Here is a 19111-nt window from a genome sequence, read left to right as displayed (position 1 = left end):
CTGGGGAAATGTAACCACCTAATATACTTCTACTTCCCCTAATTTGAAAAACCACCGGTTTTTGTCACAATGATCAGTGCCATTTTCCGCTGCGTTTCCAAATCGATTGTGCCCAAAACAGCTATTCTCCCGCCTCGCAACGCGGCCACCGCGCCGGCTTTATCGTTCCCCTCCTCGCTCCCAAACGTTGTGGACCATATCTTCGATCCGTCACGCCGGATATGCGAAAGAAAGATGTTCGTATTGTTACTGTTGTTTTGCGTTTGATTCGCCAATAAAAAATAGCCATCCTCCGCAACCGCCGCCGCCGCTGCAACTCCCTCCATCGGCGCGCCCTCGGGCAACTTCAGCGCAGGGCTGGGGCTCAACTCAGATAGATCTTTGCTATACTTTGTGATGAATATATCGCTGCCTGAACCGTTAATGCTGGTACCTATCATGAAAAATCCGTCGCCTTGCACCGCGGGAACCTTGATGGCCTGTGCAGCTTTGGTAACATCGCCGTTCTGGCCTGTGGTTCTGCGTATCGACTGATTGCCGTTCACGTTCACAACTATCACTTCAAATTTAGGAACAAACACCCCGGTGCCCTCAAATTCAGGACGATCAGAATAACCAAAGACAGCATATTTCACCGTGTCTTGGAGGTTCACTTCAAAAACCTTTGTCCCCCAACCTTCCTTTTCACCACCTTGCCGGGAAAGCGTTTTCACGGACGCTAACGACTGGCTTACGCGCAGCACCATGATGTCGGCCTTGTCGTCGGCGGGGTCGATGGGTTCCGGGTTCACAACAGGGTCTGGTTGTTCATAGCCGCTGACGAGAAAGTCGTTGTTGGAAGACGGTGTGATGCTCTTTGCGAATTGTGTTCCTGCGTTGGGCAGCACGAGACTGTCAATGCCCTTGCCGTCCTGATCGAGGATCGTGACGCGAATGCTGTAACTGCCAGCATTCACAATGTTTGACACCACCACCAGTTTTCCCTGGTGAATTCCTCCCGGAATATACTCCACATCCACAGCTTCCTCGTTGCGCCCACCCATGTGACGTTGCCACAGAACATTGCCCAACGAATCGGTTTTCGCGATAAAAGGCATGCTCGATTCTGTGAGCGATGAAGAATTGCCCAACAGAATCATTGTTCCGTCATCATTCACATACAGATCTCTGCCATCCTGATTACCGTCTGCTCCGTAATACTTTATGAAATAGTTCTGAAAAAAAGGCTCCACCCTGCCGCCAGTATCGCAACCCAACAGGAATAAAACAACTGCGACAATGGCTACACTAGTTATCCGCATCATCGTCTTTTTTAATTTTCCGTAGCACGGATTTTGTCCGGGCATGCTTGAGTTTCCGTGGCTTGTAGAAGGGATGAACATAGCCGATCGATAACGTTAAATTATCCAATCTGAAATCGTCGTCCACATAGGTCCAGCGATAGGTGATGTCATCGTAGCGATGATCGGCACTTACCACATTTCTAAATCCAAGCGAATATTTTAAGTCTACAAAAAAGTAGTCGAGCTTGTATTTGTAACGCACACCCCCGCCAACGAAAAGCGACTGGTTGAACGTTTGTCTTTTATCTTTAAAATTCAAAGAAGGACTTTGTTTATCACTGGACGACAATTCTTCTCCGAGTTTGCTGTCGCGGTTAAAGATCTTGATGCTGGCCTTATCCGTGATCATAGCCTGCACGGAAAAACCAATAAAACCATACGGTCTGATCTTGCCAACATCGTCACAGTATTTAATGGCGATAGGCACCGTCAGCCAACTTTGCCGATCGACCATCTCCACAATGTCCTTGTTTTGACCAAAAAGATTTTGGGTGGTGTGCTTAAATACCGTGGAGGTGAAATTCAGTCCGGCCGAAACGCTGATGCGTTCATTGTAATTAAAATCAAATCCCGCCCCGCCCTGGTAGCCCAACTTCAGGTTATATTTCTGTTTGGTTCCTGCTTCTCCCCCAATAGAAACATCATGGATCACGCGCACGGGCGACACGTTGGGACCGGCCTGCGCCCAGAAGGAAAAGATGGGTGTGGCCGTGAACTTCTTGCTCAGGTAAACCAGGTCGATCGGGTCACGGTTTTGATCGGGAACAAATTCAGGATTGGCGCGCAACACGTTGAGGTAGCTTTGCTCCGCTCCCAGCGGGTCTTCCAGCAACAAGTAAGTTTCTGCCAGCAACAAATAGGCACGTTGACGCCACTCACTGTTCTGATTCTTTTCGATGCAACCGCTTAGCATGCCGGGAATGCCATACAGGTGGCCTTCATTAAATTCTTCCAACGCACGGCTCAAGGTCAACTCGCACTCGTCCTGGGCAAGGATTTTGCCGTGACAAGCGAGAAGGAAAACAAGACCAACTAAAAATCTTTTACCAAACATCAATACTCCTTAATTAGTAAGCGTACGCATGTGTTTTCATAGGGTATTTCATCCACGTCGCCGACGTATTTCTTCCACTCATCCTGCGTCATGTTACGCGTCAACTTAGGACAAATTTTCTCGGCCAGCAACGAGGGGTCTGTGGGCCACACCCGGATTTCAGATTCGCTGCAGGCGGCGATCAGATAGTCCGATCCTTTGGCGAATTCGATGTCCCAGATAAAGCCATTGTTGTTGCCCATCACCACCGGAAGATCTTCCGGATTTTCCAGCACATAGAGCTGCAACCGCTTGTCAAGTCCGGCGCTCGCCAATAGTTTTTCGTCGGGGCTAAATTCAACGTCGTTCACGCCGGCGCGGTGCCCGGTGAACTGTCGTGTTTCTTTTGTGGTGAAGTCGTAGATTTTGACCAGCCCGCGTTTGTTCACCACATCGTCTACACCATAGGCCAGGTATCTTCCCGAAGGGCTGAACTTGATGGAGAGCACACGGTTGGGATTGTCGTCTGCCACCAGCGTGGTAGACATGTCTGCCAGGTTGATGAGCACCACTTGTCCCGACCACGATGCGCCGGCCAGCGTTTTGCCGTCGCTGCTCAGGCTCAACGATTTTAGTTCATAGGGCAACGATGCCAGCTTCTTTACCTCACCGGTTTTTGCATTGATCTGCGAAAGCGTGTTGCCCACACTCGACACAATGAACGCCGAATTGTCGGGCAGGAATTGAATGCTGTTGGTGCCGCCGCTCAGGCCTTTCACCACGAGGGGCTTCCCTCCCGCTTTCAGGTTATAGATCTGCACGAATGCGGAGTCGCTTCCATTCACGAGGTAGGTTTCGTCCTTGCTCAATCCAATGGTCTTGGTGGGATATGGATTGGCAAAAGGTGTGGCCGCGTTGGTGAGTTTATCAAAGTCTCCCTTGTAGATGCGGCCGTCGGCACCCGCAGAATAAAATTCGTTGTTCTTATCCGACACAATCAACGACTTCATGTGCACACGGGGCGGTCCCTGAATTTTCATGGCGTTATACGTGAGCCCGTTGATTTTTGTGAGCGCGCTGTATAAACCGGTGTAGATATAGGGTTCATATTTCTTGCCCTCGTAGCGACGGTGGAACATAAATCCCTGCATGGCCATGAGTCCGGCCAGGTCGTTGTCGTCGTCTTCCACGGCTGCCTTCGACGCCAATTCCTGGGCTTTGGTGAGCATGAACAGGCGGTTGGCTTCGGTATAGGCTTTTTCGGCGCGCACATATTCTGTCTGGGCGCGGTTGCGTTCCACACGGGCCGAGTCGCGTTGCACGTTGGCCTCCACCAGGTTTTGAATGGCTTCGTTGCGGGCCACGCGGGCCGTGTTCAAGGCAATCTGCAATTGATTGGTCGCCTCTGTGATTTGATCGAAGGCCTGTTGCAGTTCGGCCTTTTGCTTTTTCACAATCTCGGCCTGCTCTTCTGCTTTGCGCTGATTGGCTTTCGCGATCTTGGATTGCGCCACCGCTTCCTGACGGTTTTTCTCGGCGCGCAATCTATCCGTGTCGGCCTGTAGCTTTTGCAGGTAGGCAAACACAAAGAAGATGATGGCCACAATGAAGGCGATGCCAAGAATGATGGCGGTGGCGCGCGTGCGGCGAAGCACCCGTCGCTGCATCATCTCCTGGTTCTTCAACTCAGCTTCGTAGGTGATGCGGCTGGTGTCGAGAAATACGATGGCGCGTTCGAAGGCTTCGTCGTAGCGTTGCCCCCATTCGCGCGTGGGATTCTGTTTCTTCTGCCAGTTGAGGGCGAGTTGCAAATCGGGCGGACGCCACAAACCGGTCTTGCCGATCTGATACATGGCTGCCGCTTCCGACAGGCGCTTGTACATGGAGGCCGATTCGAACTCGTCGTCCACCCAGCTCTCCAGGCGGTTCCAGATGCGCATGAGGCTTTCGTGCGAAAGCTCGATCATGGAATCTGTGTTCAGCGGAATGTTGGCCGCCGGCATCAGAAACGAGCGACCTGCACGCCGGAATTGATCCACCACGGCAATCACTTCTTCTTCGCTGGCTTCGGCCAGTTCGGCCACCAATCCCAACCGGCATGCACGACGTTTGCCGCGGTTGTTCTGGTTCTTTTCGGTTATGTTTTTGAATAAGACCTCGGCGATCTGTTTGTCGCGGGTCGAAAGTTCATCGTAGGCTTCGTTGGCGTGTTGGGCCAGGGCCTGGCTCACCTTGCCCACGGCGTTGTAGTGCCGGATGTCTATCGGCTCGCCGGGTTCATGGTTGCTGATCCAGTAGTCCCACGTGCGCATCAGCGCGTGCTGCAGGATGGGGAGTTGGTCCTGGTTATTTCCTACGTCGTTCAGCAAGCGTTTCACCAGGCGATTGGAAATGGCTCCACCGGCCACAGTCACGGGACCTTCTATCACCGAGCGTTTCTGGTCGCGGGTGAGCTGAGGAACGAGGTAGTTGCTTTGGTTGATCTGCTGGGTGAGGCCAGCAAACACAGAACATTCGCCCACAAAGTCCGAACGCATGGTCAGGGCTATGTAGACAGGCACATCGCTTTGCTGGATGGCCGTGAGCACGAGGTTCACATAGAGCTGCGCTTCGTTCAGGGCTTCCTCGCTGTCGGCCATTTCGCGATAGCGGAAGATCTCCTCGAACTGGTCGATGTGGAAAAACACATTCTCTTCGCCCGAACGCTGGAGGTAGCGGGCAATTTGAATCAGGCCATCAGAGCCGCTGCGAAGCACCGAGCTCACGATGGCGCGGTGCACCTGGGCATCTTTGCCGTTCAGCCGTTTGGTCTTCACCATGAAGTCCACAATGGATTCTGTGAGGCCATTGAGGGGTGCTGACCCGGGGCGGGTGGCCACCACGTTCCAGAATGAGCCCGACTCGGTGTCGAAGCCGCCGTAGAGGAATGGAATGAGACCGCACGACATGAGCGATGACTTTCCGCTGCCGGAATAGCCCATCACCGTGACGAAACGGTTGCGTGTGATTTTGAGAAGGATATCGTCGATCTGGCCATCGCGGCCAAAGAACAGATGCGAATCGTCTATGGAAAAAGGTCGTAGGCCAGGGAACGGATTCTCTTCGCCGGGTGAAAAATTGAGTGGGACTTCCCGGTTATATTCGTGGCCGCTATGTAAAGGCTCGTTCAGCATGGATAAACCGGGATTGCCAGCAGAGTGGATAACTGGGGTTGAAGACGTGTACTGCGCACTCGGGTTTAAGTTTAAAAAAGTAGCTCCTTAGCAAGCCAAAAAAATGCTACGGCCGAATTTAAACTAAAATTACTAAAAAGAAAAGGGGCTCGAGGCCCCTTTATCATACTATCCGTTAAGGAATTAAATTACTTCACCTTATTCACCAGTGCTTCGAAAGCAGCAGGATGATTCATGGCCAGGTCGGCAATGACTTTACGGTTAAGGCTGATGCCGGCTTTGTTGAGTTTGCCCATCAAAGCGGAGTAAGACAAACCATGAGCACGTGCGCCGGCGTTGATACGGGCGATCCAGATGCCACGGAATTCTCTTTTCTTTTGTTTTCTATCGCGGTAGGCGTAGACTAAACCTTTTTCAACGGCATTCTTTGCTACCGTCCATACGTTTTTCTTACGACCAAAGAAACCTTTGGCCAGCTTCAGGATGCGTTTGCGTTTTGCTCGTGAAGCTACATTGTTGACTGATCTTGGCATTTTATTGCATTTTTTGACGGATGGCGGTCCTTCTTTTGTTCGGGACTCTTAGGCGCCAGCAATCGGGTTAAACATTGAACCACTAAAGAATAAGCATGGCTTTCACATTGTTCATATCTGATTTTGCAACCAGGCCTTTGGCAGACAATCTGCGTTTTTGCTTGGTTTCCTTTTTGGTCAGGATATGATTTTTGAAAGCGTGCTTACGCTTAATTTTACCAGTGCCAGTCACTTTAAAGCGTTTCTTGGCGCCTGATTTTGTTTTTAACTTAGGCATTATATATAAAAATTAGAAAACTCTACTTTTTAGCCTTCGGCATGATGATCATGCCCATCCGCTTTCCTTCCAGCTTCGGCAGTTGCTCTACCTTGCCAAACTCTTCCAGCCCTTGCGCGAACTTCAGCAGCAGGATCTCTCCACGCTCTTTGTACACGATAGACCGGCCCGCGAAGAATACCGTGGCTTTCACCTTGGCACCTTCTTTCAGAAAGTTCTCGGCATGTTTCAACTTGAAGTTAAAGTCATGCTCGTCGGTGTTGGGGCCAAAACGGATTTCTTTCAAAACCACTTTCAGCGCCTTCGACTTGATCTCCTTCTGCTTCTTTTTCTGCTCGTACTTAAATTTCGAGTAGTCAACGATCTTACAAACCGGAGGATCGGCATTCGGGGAAATCTCAACCAGGTCCAAACCTTGGTCCTGCGCCATTTTAATGGCTTGCTGGATTGGGTAGACATCGACCTTGATCTCTTCTCCGACTACCCTCACCCGCTGGGCGGTGATCCTTTCATTGATCCGGTAAGGCTCTTCGGGTCGTTGAGGCCCCCTTCTCATCGGTTTTCCAAAACCGGGTCTGTTGTTATTAAAGATTGCGATACTATTAAAAATTTAAGTTTCAAAAAACAGGGTGCAAATATCGTGATATTTTTTGCTTTTCAAAATATCAGATGGGTGCAGAACATTCAATTCTAAAGCGATTCACAAACTCGTCCAGGGGCAAACTGCCTTGATCACCTTGTCCGTGCTTGCGCAAGGCCACCAGATTCTCGGACGATTCCTTCTCGCCAACGATGAGCATATACGGGATTTTCTTGGTTTCGGCGTCGCGGATCTTGCGACCAATTTTCTCGTCGCGATCGTCCAATAAACCTCTGATATCCTGCTCCTTAAGCTTGTCATATACAAGCTTTGCATAATCATTAAAACGCTCGGATATCGGCAACACGGCAATCTGATCGGGTGCCAGCCACAACGGGAAATTGCCCGCGCAGTGCTCGATCAAAACGGCGATGAATCGCTCCAGCGAACCAAAGGGTGCGCGGTGAATCATGACCGGTGTATGTTTCTGATTATCCGATCCAACATATTCCAATTCGAACCGCTGTGGCAACTGATAGTCGACCTGAATGGTTCCCAACTGCCAGCTCCGGCCCAACGCATCCTTCACCATGAAGTCCAGTTTGGGGCCATAGAAGGCCGCTTCGCCTTTCACAGCCACGGTCTTCAGTCCTTTTTCGTCGGCGGCCTCCTGGATGGCCGCTTCCGCTTTCTCCCAGGCGCTGTCTTCGCCGATGTATTTCTGCTTGTTCTCAGGGTCGCGCAGCGATACTTGAGCCGTGAAGTTTTCGAAGCCTAACGAGTTGAATACGTGCAACACAAGGTCTATCACTTTAAGGAATTCTTCTTTCACCTGGTCGGGGCGACAGAAGATGTGGGCATCGTCTTGTGTGAAGCCGCGCACGCGGGTGAGGCCGTGCAACTCACCGCTTTGCTCATAGCGATATACGGTCCCAAATTCTGCCAATCGAATGGGCAGGTCGCGGTATGAGCGCGGCTTGGTTCTGTAGATCTCGCAGTGGTGCGGGCAGTTCATGGGCTTCAGCAAAAACTCCTCTCCTTCATCCGGTGTGTGGATGGGCTTGAACGAATCCTTGCCGTATTTTTCATAGTGACCCGACGTCACATACAATTGCTTGCTTCCAATGTGGGGTGTCACCACGGGGTCGTAGCCGGCCTTGATCTGGGCTTTGCGCATGAATTGCTCCAGGCGTTCGCGCAGAATGGTGCCTTTGGGCAGCCACAACGGAAGGCCCATGCCCACGCGTTCGGAGAACGCAAAGAGCTCAAGCTCCTTGCCCAGCTTCCGGTGATCGCGTTTCTTCGCTTCTTCGATGAGGTGGATGTATTCTTCCAACTCCTTTTGCTTGGGAAACGTGATGCCATAGATGCGGGTGAGCATCTTGTTCTTTTCATCGCCACGCCAGTAGGCGCCGGCCACGCTGGTGAGTTTCACCGCTTTGATGAAACCGGTATGGGGTATGTGCGGGCCTTTGCAAAGATCCGTAAAGTCGCCTTGCTTGTAGAAGGTGATCTTTCCATCATCCAGGCCGCTGATGAGTTCGATTTTGTAGGGGTCGCCTTTCTCGTTGAAGTACTTGAGGGCTTCGGCTTTGGTCACGTCGCTGCGAACGTACTGGCTGTCGCGTTTGGCAAGTTCCTTCATTTTGGCTTCCACGGCCGCGAGGTCGTCGTCGCCAAAAGGTTTGCCGTTCAGGTCGATGTCATAGTAGAACCCGTTTTCGATGGCGGGGCCAATGCCGAACTTCACGTCGGGATATAATGCTTCCAGGGCCTCGGCCAGCAAGTGAGCCGACGAGTGCCAGAAGGTTGTTTTGCCGCTTTTGTCGTTCCAGGTGAGAATTTTGATGGACGCATCTGTGGTGATGGGACGCGCAAGGTCCCAAACCTCTCCGTTTACTTCGATGGCCAATGCAACACGCGCCAGCCCTTCGCTGATGCTGGACGCAATTTCAGAGCCTTTCACGCCCTGAGGATACTCCCGAACACTACCGTCGGGAAGGGAAATTTTTACATTCATGATTTGAACTAAACTACAAAATTAATTCAGGGCACAAATATGCAACATTCTACGCTGCATTATGCAGGTTTTTAGGGAAAGGAACATTTTATTTCGCGTTTTCACCAGCGCCGATTTTCTCATGCAGACATGCCGGTCAAAGCTGAAACTGGAAGCTGAACAACACACCGAAGTTGTGTACATCGGGCCGGTCAAGATAGGTGACGCGATGCACAAAGTCGATGCGCAAAAAGCGGAAGATGTTCTCCACGCCATAGCCCAACTCCACATAGGGCTCGTTGCCAAAATAGCCGACGGGCAATGTCGGTTCGCCAGTGGGTGTGTTGGGCGCCAGCAGGGCGCGGTTGGCTTCGCTGAGGCCGCCATAGATCACGTTGGCCGTGCCCAGCAAACGCCACTTCAGTTTCCGGAGCAAGGGCACACGGTTCAGCAGAAACCCTTCGAAGTAGTGGCGGTAGCGCAGAGTGACGTAGCGGTCGCTGATGAACTCGCCATAGTTCATCAGGTTGTAGGTGATCGCGCTGTAGAGCGGAGTCTGGTTTCCCAGGTGCAGGCCCAGCAACGGATACGGTAAGGGTGTGAAAATGTACTCCCCCATCACATCCACAAACGCCTCTCCCAGCGGGCCGAAGCGGATGCGCTTGAAAAGACTCAGGCGCAGTTTGTCGTAGTCAAAATCGCTGTTGGCTAATCCTTTGAAGCCGCGGGTGTAGCGCAGGGTGATAATTGGCCACCGCGTAGTGCCCAGGCTGATGCGGTCGTTGTCTGACTGCAGGAACATTTCGTCGCGGGCATAGCGTGTCTCTACCGTTACCTCGGCCGATTGAAAATCCTGGCTCACGGTGGATGTCGCGATGTCGTCGGGTTGATCGTAGTAGGCAAAGTCGTAGGTGGGCTCGAAGGTGAAATAGCGGAATGCCATCCGTTGGGTGAAGCCCTTGAACAACTCGCGCTTGAAGTCGGCCCGCACTTCGTTGGTGTAGTAGCCCCGTCTGAAATAGCCAAACCGTTGCGAGGCCAGCAGCAGGTAGTTGTCGGCGGCCGCCTCGGCGTCGATGCCCACGCGGCCCAGGTCGCTGCGGGCGCTCAGGGTGAGCGTTGTCCATCGCCTTCGCGACATGATGTTCTGGGCCGAGACTGTGTATTTCACACGTTGGTCGCCAAAGCCATAGCCCAGCTGTGCACCAAACACCCACTTGTCGCTGAAGGCGATGTTGGTGCGAAATCCCGGTTGCAGCCGGACGCCTTCAATGTTGTTGTAGGAGAATATCGAAATGTAGGGACCGATGTCCACCTTGCCCACCTTGTAGTAGCCATTGATGAAGATCTTGATGAGGTCGGTATACGTTCGCACCACCGGGATAGCCTGCAGTGTGTCGATCATTTTGTAGACGTTTTTCTCCGTCGCACTCAAGGGCTCATGGCGGATGGAGTCCCAGAAAACTTCGGCTTCGTGCATGCGCACATCTTCGGCCATGGTGATGGGCAATTGGTAGAAGGAAACGTCGTGAGGTTTGTTGATTACAAAGTTTTTGTTGGACGTATAGAACTTGGCCAGCATGCCCGCGCTGTTGCTCGTCATCTCCCCTACGTCGATCAATACACGATTCTTCACCGGGAGCCATGCACCGTCTTCTGCCGGTTCCAGTTCCTGCTGGATCTTTATCTTCTCTACAAAATTCAGGTTGGCCTGCTTGCCTACAGCAGCATCGATTTGCTTTAGCGCATAGCCCTCTTTGGTGATCCAGATGGACCCCGTGAAGGCGAGGTCCTGCGGGCTGCGCGGTGTGAAGTCGAGCCGGTAACAAAATTGTCCATCCACATAAAGGCTATCCACCAAATCAAAATCATAGTAGAGACGCCAGCCGTCGGCCAGGGGCGACACAAAGTCTTTTGTCACGATGTTCACCCAGTTCTGGTAGAAGTTGTATTCCTGAAAAGAAGATCCTACCAATTGGGTGATGGTACTGCCATCCTCCACGCCGAGGCCGTTCACCTTCGAGTTGAGAATGTGTTCGTAGCGCAGGGTGGGTTTGTCGCGGTAGTAGACTTTTGAAACGCTCTCTGTGATCAGGATCGGCAGAATGGGTTTGCCGTCTTCGCCGGCAATGCGTTCGATGCTGTCGAGCACCTGGGTGATCTTCTGCACCACCTTGCGTTTCCGGAATTTGTCGGTGAGGTTGTCGACGTCTATTTCCACTTTGGTATAGGTGTCGTATTCATACGCCACCAGTCTGCGTTTGTCGTTCCTGCTTTTGTTCTTCACCACGTTGCGCATGATGGCAAACGCCGGATTCTCGCCCGAGAGCACCACTACTTCCTGGAGGTTTTGGGCGTCTTCGCGGATTTGAAAGTGTATGGTTTGTGTTTTGCCTTTCACCACGGCTTTCCTGCGCGACAGGTAGCCGATGTAGGAAACCACCAGTGTGTCGCCGGGATGCGTGGTTCTGATTTCATAGTTCCCATCGAAGTCGGTGGTGGCCCCCGTGGATGTGCCCGGGAAAATCAGGTTGGCAAAAGGAATGGGGTCGCCCGAGTTGGCGTCGGTCACCTTGCCTTTGATGACCGTTTCCTGTGCCCACAAAAATGCCGGAAGCCCACACAGCAACATGGCCATGACGAGACGGGTACGGAAAAATACGTGGGCTACGTCTCTTCGCACGTGCGGGGGGTTATGATGTGTTCTTAAATGAATTAACCTCGCTTTGTCCTGTTATGTTCTTAGCGGGTGGTGCTCACTTTGATCTTTTCTTTCTCGCCCAAAAAACGCGGCGAGGTTTTGAGGATATATAAATCGAGCACAGCTTTTGGCCGGGCAAAATACTCGCGGAACCGAACCTTGAGTGCATAGTCGAAATCGGGTTCATCGGCCACCATGGCCACGGCGTCGATGTCGTAGTAGCGGCTGATGAACAGCGCACGATAGCTGTGAAAGGGTTGCGTGATGATGATGATCTTGTTCTGCCCAAATATCTTCTGACAACGCACAACCGAATCCAGCGTGCGAAGACCTGCGTAGTCGAGGGTGATGGCATAGTCGGGCACACCCATTTTGAGGAGGGCCTTGCGCATTTCCATCGGTTCGTTGTAATACACTGAACGGTTGTCGCCGCTCAGGATGAAGTGATCGACCTTGCCCAGGCGGTAGAGCTCATAGGCTTTCTCCATGCGTTTTTGAAAAAAGGGATTTGATCCCCCACCCACGGTTTTGTGACTGGTGCCCAACACCAAGGCCACGCGATGATCGGGAAGTTGCTGCAGGTCGGTGAATACGTCTGAGGATGTGCTCCAGACCACCCAAAGGTTACACCCAACGATAAACAACATGCATACCCCAAAAACGATCCACAAAAGATTCCTCAGCCTGCGCATAGATTAACCTGACAAACAAAGCTACTGAATTGCGCGCAGAAACTCCTGCTCGATCAACTCGGAGTTCCGCACAATTTTGCGATACCACTGCAGCCGGATGTGATCTTTCTCTTCGTCGCTGAGGCCATAGGTCTTGCCCGATTGGTGAAGTTTGGTAACGATTGAGTTGAGGCAGATGGCCACGCTCACCGAGATGTTGAGGCTTTCGGTGAAGCCATACATGGGGATGCGCACTTTGGTGTCGCACAACGCGAGGGCGCGCTTCGACACGCCGCGGAGTTCGTTGCCAAACAGCAGGGCCACCTTGCCTTGTGTGGGGTCTACGTCGTGAATGGATACGCCGTCTTCGTCGGGGTCGGCTGCGAGAATGCGGTAGCCCTCTCCCTTCAGCTTCGCGATGCACGCTTCGGTGTTGTCGTGTTGTTTGGAGGTGTGCTGCACAATGTCAAGCCATTTGTGCGACCCTTTCAGCACGCGCGGGTTGATACTGTATTTGCTGATGTTCTCTACAATGTGTATGTCTTGCAGGCCCATGCACTCGCAGGTGCGCACCACGGCGCTGGCATTCTGCGATTGAAAGATATCTTCCAGTACCACCGTCACATGGCGGGTCCGCTGGTTCATGATCTTTTCCACGCCTTGCAGCTTATGATCGGATATGAATTGCGCGAAGTGGGCCGTGACCAGTCGTTCGTGGGGTGTGAGCATAATGCAAAGTTATACGAAGAGCTTTAACCACGTGTTGCCTGCAGCACGTGGTCGTTTCTAAGGAGTGACCTTTTCAGCTGAACAATGCGCCGGCAATGGTGGCCGTCATCATGGTGGCCAGTGTGGCCGCGATCATGGCGCGCAATCCCAGCTTCGAAATGTCGGCTTGACGCGAAGGGGCCATGCCACCCGTGCCGCCAATCTGAATGGCGATGGAGCTGAAGTTGGCAAAACCGCATAACGCATACGTTGAGATAAGAATGGACTTTTCGCTGAGGATGCCCGCCGTCTTCATCACGCCCAGGTCCGAATAGGCCACAAACTCGTTGATCACCATTTTCTGTCCCAGCAAACTGCCAACGGCCAGGGTATCTTTCCAATCCACGCCTATGAAAAACGCAAAGACCCGGAACACTTGTCCGAGAATGTATTGCAGCGAAAAGCCGTCGAATGTTCCGTTGGTGCTGTTCACCACAAATTCGTTGAGGCCGGTGTAGTGGCCAATGAGGCCTACCAGTATCCAGTTCAAAGCATAGATCACGGCGATGAACGCCAGCAGCATAGCACCCACGTTGAGCGCAAGCTTCAGACCGTCGGCGGCGCCTGTGGCGATAGAGTCGATCAGGTTCACGCCCACGTGATCTTTGGTGAGCTTCAAAGATTTGTCTATGGGTTCGGTTTCGGGCAGGAACAGTTTGGCCATCACCACCGACGCTGGCGCACTCATGATCGAGGCCGTGAGCAGATAGGTGGCAAACTTGGTTTGTTCGGCCGGGTCGCTTCCGCCGAGAAAAGAAACATAGGCTCCAAACACACTTCCCGCGATGGTGGCCATGCCACCCACCATGAGGCAATGCAGTTCAGACTGTGTCATGCCGGGTATGAAGGGCTTCACCAGCAAGGGTGCTTCGGTTTGCCCCATGAACACATCGCCCGCGATAGAAAGACTTTCGGCGCCCGACATTTTCATGGTGCGCGTCATGATCCAGGCAAAGCAGTATACAATTTTTTGCAACACGCCCAGGTGATAGAGGCCGGCGGTGACGGCCGAAAAGAAGATGATGGTGGGAAGGGTTTGAAAGGCAAAGAGGAAACCCAGGTTGTGTCTCACGCCTTTCACGGCGTCGGAGTTTCGCGACAGGTCGCCATAGAGAAATTCGGCGCCCTTCTGGGCAAAGTTCAGGAACACGATGAACTGCGCGCTCACATATTCGAACGCCAGTTGCACGGCTTCTATTTTAGCGATGAGCAAGCCGAACACAATTTGCAAGGCAATGCCCGCGGCGACGAGGCGCCAATCCACAGCTTTCCGATTCGTAGAGAAGAGGTAGGCCACACCCACAATAAACACCAGGCCACCCAGCGCGCGTATATAATCCATAACGAAGAGCAAAAAGCACAATGCCGTGTGGCGAACCAGCGCCGGGCATTGTCTTCACATTGGTTTAGGTTTAGGTTTCGGTCACGATAAATCTATAAACACAAAAAAGCACGAAGTATAGTCCTTCATGCTTTTCGTTATTCTTCTCAGTTGCGTTTGCTCAATTCATCGCGAATCTTTGCGGCCCGCTCATAGTCTTCCTTGTCGATGGCGTCTTTGAGCAGCTCATTCAATTTTTCGATGGAGTAGTTTTTAAAGTCGTCTTTGCGGGAGGTTTCTTTTTTCACTTTGGCTTTCGCCTCGGTTTTGGGTTCGGGTTTGTCTTCCTCCACCTCGTCGGTCAGCACGATGCCGGCTTCGGCCAGAATGTTTTCATACGTAAAGATCGGGGAGTCGAACCGCAGGCCGATGGCGATGGCGTCGGAAGGGCGCGCATCGATCTCGCTTTTCTTCAGGCCGTCGCTGCACACAATTTTCGCGAAGAACACACCTTCTTTCAAGTCGGAGATGATGATCTCTTCTACCGTGAAATGAAAATTGTTGGCGAAGGCCTTGAACAGGTCGTGCGTCATGGGCCGGTTCGGAATGATCTTTTCTATTTCGATGGCGATAGCCTGTGCCTCAAACATCCCGATGATGATGGGGAGGCGGCGGCTGCCTTCGGTTTCGCCAAGCACCAACGCGAACGAGCCGGTCTGTGATTGACTCGATGATAGTCCTAGTATTTCCAGTTTAATTTTCTTCACTTACTTCGCAGCTTTGATCGCCTCAGTCAATTTAGGAATTATTTCGAAAGCATCACCAACAATACCGTAGTCGGCAGCTTTAAAAAACGGCGCCTCCGGGTCCTTGTTGATGACCACAATATATTTGGAAGAGTTCACGCCGGCCAGGTGCTGAATGGCACCGGATATGCCGATGGCGATGTATAGCTGTGGGGCCACCTTCACTCCGGTTTGCCCTACGTGTTCGTGGTGTGGTCGCCATCCCATGTCAGACACAGGCTTGCTGCATCCGGTGGCGGCGTGCAGGGTTTTGGCGAGTTCTTCCAGGATGCCCCAGTGTTCGGGTCCCTTCATGCCGCGTCCGCCTGAAACCACGATGTTGGCTTCCGGCAACAACACTTCGCCGGTTGCTTTTTCGGACGATGTGATGTGCGTGGCAAAGTCAGCATCGCTCAGGGTCACCGCATAGGGCGTTACCTGCGCAGCACTTCCCACCTCTTTTATCTCGGCGGCATTCTTGCGAAGGCCGATCACTTTCTTCTGATTTTTCAACTCCACCCACGCAAAGGCTTTGCCGGTGTAGATGCTTCTTTTCACCACAAAACCACCCGACGTTTGCGGAAGGTCCACCACGTTGGAGGCGAGGCTGGCGCCAATTTTTGTGGCTACGCGTGCGGCCACCGGTGTGCCCAGCGACGAGTTGGCGAGCACCAGAATGTCGGCGCCTTCGTCTTGCAGCGCTTTCTCCAGCACCGATGCATAGGCCTGGATCACTCCCTGGTTCAACTTTTCATCGGCAGCGTGCAACACTTTTTGCGCGCCATATTTTCCAAGCGCTTCCAGCTCGGCTTTATCTACAGCACCCAGCGCTATGGCGGTTACCGGTCCACCCAATGCATGGGCATAGGCAACGGCTTCGATGGAAGTCTTTTTTATTTTTCCTTCTGCACTCTCGACAAATACGAGTATGGCCATACGAGAAAATTAAGGTTAAAAGAAAATTTATGATTTCGTAAACGACACTTCGGCTTACAATACTTTGGCCTCGTTCTTCAAGAGATTCACCAGCTCGCCCACATTGTCGGCCGGGATCATCTTCACAGAACCTTTTGGAGGAGGCAATTCGAATTTCTGAAGCTTCACGCCGCTGTCAACGGTTTTCGGTTCAACAACTTTGAGCGGTTTGGTGCGCGCCGACATGATGCCCCGCATGTTGGGGATCTTCCATTCGGCTATGGGTTCCTGACAACCGGCCACAAAAGGAAGCGACACTTCCAGGTATTCTTTCCCGCCTTCAATTTCGCGGGCCAGTTTTGCTTTTGTTCCGTCGATGTCAAGTTTCATCACCGGCGAAATGGAGGGAATGCCCAGCAATTCGGCCACGATGCCATGCACCACGCCACTGTTGTAGTCGATGGACTCGCGGCCCATGAGAATCAGATCATAGCCTGCGCCTTTTGCCAGCTCGGCAATTTGTGCGGCCACAAAAAATGAATCGGTAGGTTCGGCATTCACGCGGATGGCGTCGTCGGCACCAATGGCCAGCGCTTTGCGCAAGGTCGGCTCGGTGTCGGCCAGCCCCACGTTGAGCACCGTGACGGTGGCACCCGAAGTTTCTTTCAACTCAATGGCCCGTGCCAGCGCGTAGTCGTCGTAGGGACCTATGATAAACTGAACACCGGTGGTGTCGAACTTTGTGTTGCTATCCGTGAAATTGATTTTGGAGGTCGTATCCGGAACGTGCGTAATGCAAACTAAAATCTTCATCTGGCTCTAAATCAATAAGTTGAAAATTGCTTTTCCAAACTGCGGTCAAGATACAAAAAACCGGTTTCCAAACGCCAAAATGCGCATATTTTTAAGATTCAGAGCGTTTTTGCGCATCGGCTTCCACAATCGTTTTGTTGGACGTTGTTCAATCTCAGGCGCGTCATTGATCATCCCAAGCATGACACATTGAGACGTATTCAAACAAAGGTGAGCCCGATTCAACAGGCCCTAAAAAAAGAAAGCATTGGCGACAAACCAATGCTTTCCGGAAAGAGATTTAGCAACTACAGCAATAACATGTTAATAGGATGAGCCGGTGTTGGGACCCATAAAGCCACCCCAGTAGGTGTTGGTCGATTCAAACTCGTGCGAGTTTGTGCCGGGCCAATGATCCTTGTCGAAGCCGGGGGCTTCCTTCAGGATTTCTTTATCAAGATCCAGCACAAAAGCATGTTCGCTGGTGTTGAGGCGAAGCGCGCGATACGGAATGGCAAACAGCTTTTGGCCGAGGCCAAGAAAACCACCACTCTCCAGCACAATGTATTCAATGGCGCCGGTCTCCACGTTTAACATCACGTCTTTGATGTCGCCCAGCTTTTCGCCTTGCGGATCTTCAATGGTGTCTTTCATGATTGACGATGCCGTTAAAATTCTAACCGGGGAGTTGGCCTTCACGCCTTCGTGATTTTTGCCCGTGAGGTTGTCGATATCAAGATTGGTTTTCATTGTCGTTTGGGTTTATGTTTTATATGCTCCATTCCAAACCACTTAAAAACTGTGCCACGTTGCCTAAGGCCCGAATGGAGCTTGTGATGATGATGACACTAGGTTGTCTGGGATTATTTCTCCACAGTGGCGCCGGGAACCGTTGCCAGAAACTCACACCGGCCCGGTCAATTAAGATGCCGCCGCGGAACTTATGACACCGCGATTCGGATTATATTTGGAATCGCACTGGCGCACCTCCATGACCACATTGACCCCTGAAGAAAACATTCGCTACAGCCGCCACCTGGTGTTGAAGGAATTTGGCCCGACCAATCAGGAGAAGCTGAAGGCTGCCTGTGTGATGGTGGTGGGTGCCGGTGGACTTGGGTCCCCTGCCCTGCTCTATCTGGCCGCCGCCGGCATTGGCACGCTGGGCATTGCCGATGGCGACCACGTTGAACTGACCAACCTCCAGCGCCAGGTGCTCTTCACCACCGACGACATCGGCAAACGCAAAGCCGACGCGGCAACGGAGAGGCTGCACCGCCTCAACCCCACCATCACACTCCAACCCTACCCGGCCATAACCCGCGAAAACGCCCTGGACATCCTGCGCGAATTCGATGTGGTGATCGACGGCACAGACAACTTCCCTACACGCTATCTGCTGAACGATGCCTGTGTGCTGCTTGACAAACCGCTGGTCTATGGCTCCATCCTTCGCTTCGAAGGACATGTGTCTGTGTTTAATATGAAAGATCATCGGGGCGAAAACAGTGCGCACTACCGCGACCTCTTTCCCGAACCACCCGATGCTTCAAGCGTACCCAATTGTGAAGAAGCCGGCGTGCTGGGCATTTTGCCCGGCATGGTGGGCAGCATGCAGGCCACAGAAGCCATCAAGATCATTACCGAACTCGGCGAACCCCTGGCCAACACGCTGGCCATCTTCGACGCGCTGTCTATGACACTTAGTCGCATTCGCTACATTAAATCTCCTCACCGGAAGCCCATCACAGAACTGGTGGATTATGAAGATTTTTGTGGTTTAAATCAGCAGAAAAACAAATCTTTGAACTCTAACGAATGGAATACTATGAAGGAAATAACCGTACAAGAGCTTAAGCAACTGAAAGATTCAGGCGCCGATTTCCAACTGATTGACGTGCGCGAGCCTCATGAATTTGATATCTGTGACCTCGGCGGCGAGCTCATCCCGCAAGGCGACATCCCCGGCAGTGTCGACAAGATTGACCGCACAAAGAAAGTGGTGATTCATTGCCGGAGCGGCGCGCGCAGCGGCAACATGGTGCAGTGGCTCGAAAAAAATCACGGCTTCGAAAATCTCTACAACCTGAAAGGCGGCATATTGGCCTGGGCAAAGGAAATAGATCCTGAAATGCCTACGTATTGATGAACGAACTGTTCAAAAAAAATGAAGCCACCCGTTCAAGGTGGCTTTTTTGTGTCAAGCGTTTTAGAAGAAGT

Annotated in this window: 16 protein-coding genes; 1 reads left to right on the top strand and 15 read right to left on the bottom strand. The window is 52.2% G+C overall.

The genetic code is table 11. From position 1 onward, the window contains the following. Positions 1-38 precede the first annotated feature (38 nt). The 15 genes from JI741_RS24000 to JI741_RS23930 form a co-directional block, all read right to left on the bottom strand. On the bottom strand, positions 39-1304 hold the full coding sequence (locus tag JI741_RS24000) for a hypothetical protein (RefSeq protein ID WP_202013976.1): 1266 nt from the start codon (positions 1302-1304) through the stop codon (positions 39-41). Next, positions 1288-2397 carry a porin family protein gene (locus tag JI741_RS23995; RefSeq protein ID WP_202013975.1) on the bottom strand — a complete coding sequence of 370 codons (1110 nt, stop codon included), beginning with the start codon at positions 2395-2397 and terminating at the stop codon, positions 1288-1290. The genes JI741_RS24000 and JI741_RS23995 overlap by 17 nt, the downstream gene beginning before the upstream one ends. After that, positions 2397-5549: an nSTAND1 domain-containing NTPase gene (locus tag JI741_RS23990; RefSeq protein WP_202013974.1), complete on the bottom strand. Its 3153-nt coding sequence runs from the start codon at positions 5547-5549 to the stop codon at positions 2397-2399. Before JI741_RS23990 ends, JI741_RS23995 begins: the two co-directional genes overlap by 1 nt. Positions 5550-5737: 188 nt before the next feature. After that, on the bottom strand, positions 5738-6082 hold the full coding sequence (gene rplT, locus JI741_RS23985) for a 50S ribosomal protein L20 (RefSeq protein ID WP_202013973.1): 345 nt from the start codon (positions 6080-6082) through the stop codon (positions 5738-5740). Positions 6083-6164: 82 nt separating this feature from the next. Beyond that, entirely contained in the window at positions 6165-6359 is a 195-nt protein-coding gene (gene rpmI / locus JI741_RS23980; protein ID WP_202013972.1) for a 50S ribosomal protein L35, read from the bottom strand. Between the two features lie 22 nt (positions 6360-6381). Next, entirely contained in the window at positions 6382-6915 is a 534-nt protein-coding gene (infC, locus tag JI741_RS23975) for a translation initiation factor IF-3 (RefSeq protein ID WP_202013971.1), read from the bottom strand. A 109-nt stretch (positions 6916-7024) separates the two neighbouring features. After that, the gene (thrS, locus tag JI741_RS23970) at positions 7025-8959 is read right to left on the bottom strand and encodes a threonine--tRNA ligase (protein ID WP_202013970.1); all 1935 of its coding nucleotides are present in this window, start codon (positions 8957-8959) and stop codon (positions 7025-7027) included. 136 nt (positions 8960-9095) lie between these two features. Beyond that, the gene (locus tag JI741_RS23965; RefSeq protein ID WP_202013969.1) at positions 9096-11621 is read right to left on the bottom strand and encodes a DUF5686 and carboxypeptidase-like regulatory domain-containing protein; all 2526 of its coding nucleotides are present in this window, start codon (positions 11619-11621) and stop codon (positions 9096-9098) included. Between the two features lie 59 nt (positions 11622-11680). After that, positions 11681-12256, bottom strand: a complete 576-nt coding sequence (locus tag JI741_RS23960) for a SanA/YdcF family protein (protein ID WP_369411847.1) — start codon at positions 12254-12256, stop codon at positions 11681-11683. Positions 12257-12352: 96 nt separating this feature from the next. Continuing rightward, the gene (locus tag JI741_RS23955; RefSeq protein ID WP_202013967.1) at positions 12353-13039 is read right to left on the bottom strand and encodes a TrmH family RNA methyltransferase; all 687 of its coding nucleotides are present in this window, start codon (positions 13037-13039) and stop codon (positions 12353-12355) included. Between the two features lie 73 nt (positions 13040-13112). Next, complete coding sequence (locus JI741_RS23950) at positions 13113-14420, bottom strand: NupC/NupG family nucleoside CNT transporter (protein WP_202013966.1); 1308 nt, start codon at positions 14418-14420, stop codon at positions 13113-13115. Between the two features lie 146 nt (positions 14421-14566). Then, positions 14567-15166, bottom strand: a complete 600-nt coding sequence (locus JI741_RS23945) for a bifunctional nuclease domain-containing protein (RefSeq protein ID WP_202013965.1) — start codon at positions 15164-15166, stop codon at positions 14567-14569. Next, positions 15167-16120, bottom strand: a complete 954-nt coding sequence (locus JI741_RS23940) for an electron transfer flavoprotein subunit alpha/FixB family protein (protein ID WP_202013964.1) — start codon at positions 16118-16120, stop codon at positions 15167-15169. 54 nt (positions 16121-16174) lie between these two features. Then, entirely contained in the window at positions 16175-16912 is a 738-nt protein-coding gene (locus JI741_RS23935) for an electron transfer flavoprotein subunit beta/FixA family protein (protein ID WP_202013963.1), read from the bottom strand. Positions 16913-17215: 303 nt separating this feature from the next. Continuing rightward, the gene (locus JI741_RS23930; RefSeq protein ID WP_202013962.1) at positions 17216-17641 is read right to left on the bottom strand and encodes a PRC-barrel domain-containing protein; all 426 of its coding nucleotides are present in this window, start codon (positions 17639-17641) and stop codon (positions 17216-17218) included. A gap of 241 nt (positions 17642-17882) precedes the next feature. Between JI741_RS23930 and moeB the strand changes: the two genes are divergently transcribed. Next, the gene (moeB, locus tag JI741_RS23925) at positions 17883-19037 is read left to right on the top strand and encodes a molybdopterin-synthase adenylyltransferase MoeB (RefSeq protein WP_202013961.1); all 1155 of its coding nucleotides are present in this window, start codon (positions 17883-17885) and stop codon (positions 19035-19037) included. Positions 19038-19111 lie beyond the last annotated feature (74 nt).

This window comes from Chryseolinea lacunae, assembly GCF_016735595.1.
GTDB classification, from domain to species: Bacteria; Bacteroidota; Bacteroidia; order Cytophagales; family Cyclobacteriaceae; genus Chryseolinea; species Chryseolinea lacunae.
This window is presented reverse-complemented; position numbering and strand designations above follow the sequence as displayed.

What these genes read in the sequence shown, in the direction of transcription:
- JI741_RS24000 (WP_202013976.1), bottom strand. Translation starts at nt 1,304, where the DNA reads ATGATGCGGATAACTAGTGTAGCCATTGTCGCAGTTGTTTTATTCCTG.
- JI741_RS23995 (WP_202013975.1), bottom strand. Translation starts at nt 2,397, where the DNA reads ATGTTTGGTAAAAGATTTTTAGTTGGTCTTGTTTTCCTTCTCGCTTGT.
- JI741_RS23990 (WP_202013974.1), bottom strand. Translation starts at nt 5,549, where the DNA reads ATGCTGAACGAGCCTTTACATAGCGGCCACGAATATAACCGGGAAGTC.
- rplT (WP_202013973.1), bottom strand. Translation starts at nt 6,082, where the DNA reads ATGCCAAGATCAGTCAACAATGTAGCTTCACGAGCAAAACGCAAACGC.
- rpmI (WP_202013972.1), bottom strand. Translation starts at nt 6,359, where the DNA reads ATGCCTAAGTTAAAAACAAAATCAGGCGCCAAGAAACGCTTTAAAGTG.
- infC (WP_202013971.1), bottom strand. Translation starts at nt 6,915, where the DNA reads ATGAGAAGGGGGCCTCAACGACCCGAAGAGCCTTACCGGATCAATGAA.
- thrS (WP_202013970.1), bottom strand. Translation starts at nt 8,959, where the DNA reads ATGAATGTAAAAATTTCCCTTCCCGACGGTAGTGTTCGGGAGTATCCT.
- JI741_RS23955 (WP_202013967.1), bottom strand. Translation starts at nt 13,039, where the DNA reads ATGCTCACACCCCACGAACGACTGGTCACGGCCCACTTCGCGCAATTC.
- JI741_RS23950 (WP_202013966.1), bottom strand. Translation starts at nt 14,420, where the DNA reads ATGGATTATATACGCGCGCTGGGTGGCCTGGTGTTTATTGTGGGTGTG.
- JI741_RS23940 (WP_202013964.1), bottom strand. Translation starts at nt 16,120, where the DNA reads ATGGCCATACTCGTATTTGTCGAGAGTGCAGAAGGAAAAATAAAAAAG.
- JI741_RS23935 (WP_202013963.1), bottom strand. Translation starts at nt 16,912, where the DNA reads ATGAAGATTTTAGTTTGCATTACGCACGTTCCGGATACGACCTCCAAA.
- JI741_RS23930 (WP_202013962.1), bottom strand. Translation starts at nt 17,641, where the DNA reads ATGAAAACCAATCTTGATATCGACAACCTCACGGGCAAAAATCACGAA.
- moeB (WP_202013961.1), top strand. Translation starts at nt 17,883, where the DNA reads ATGACCACATTGACCCCTGAAGAAAACATTCGCTACAGCCGCCACCTG.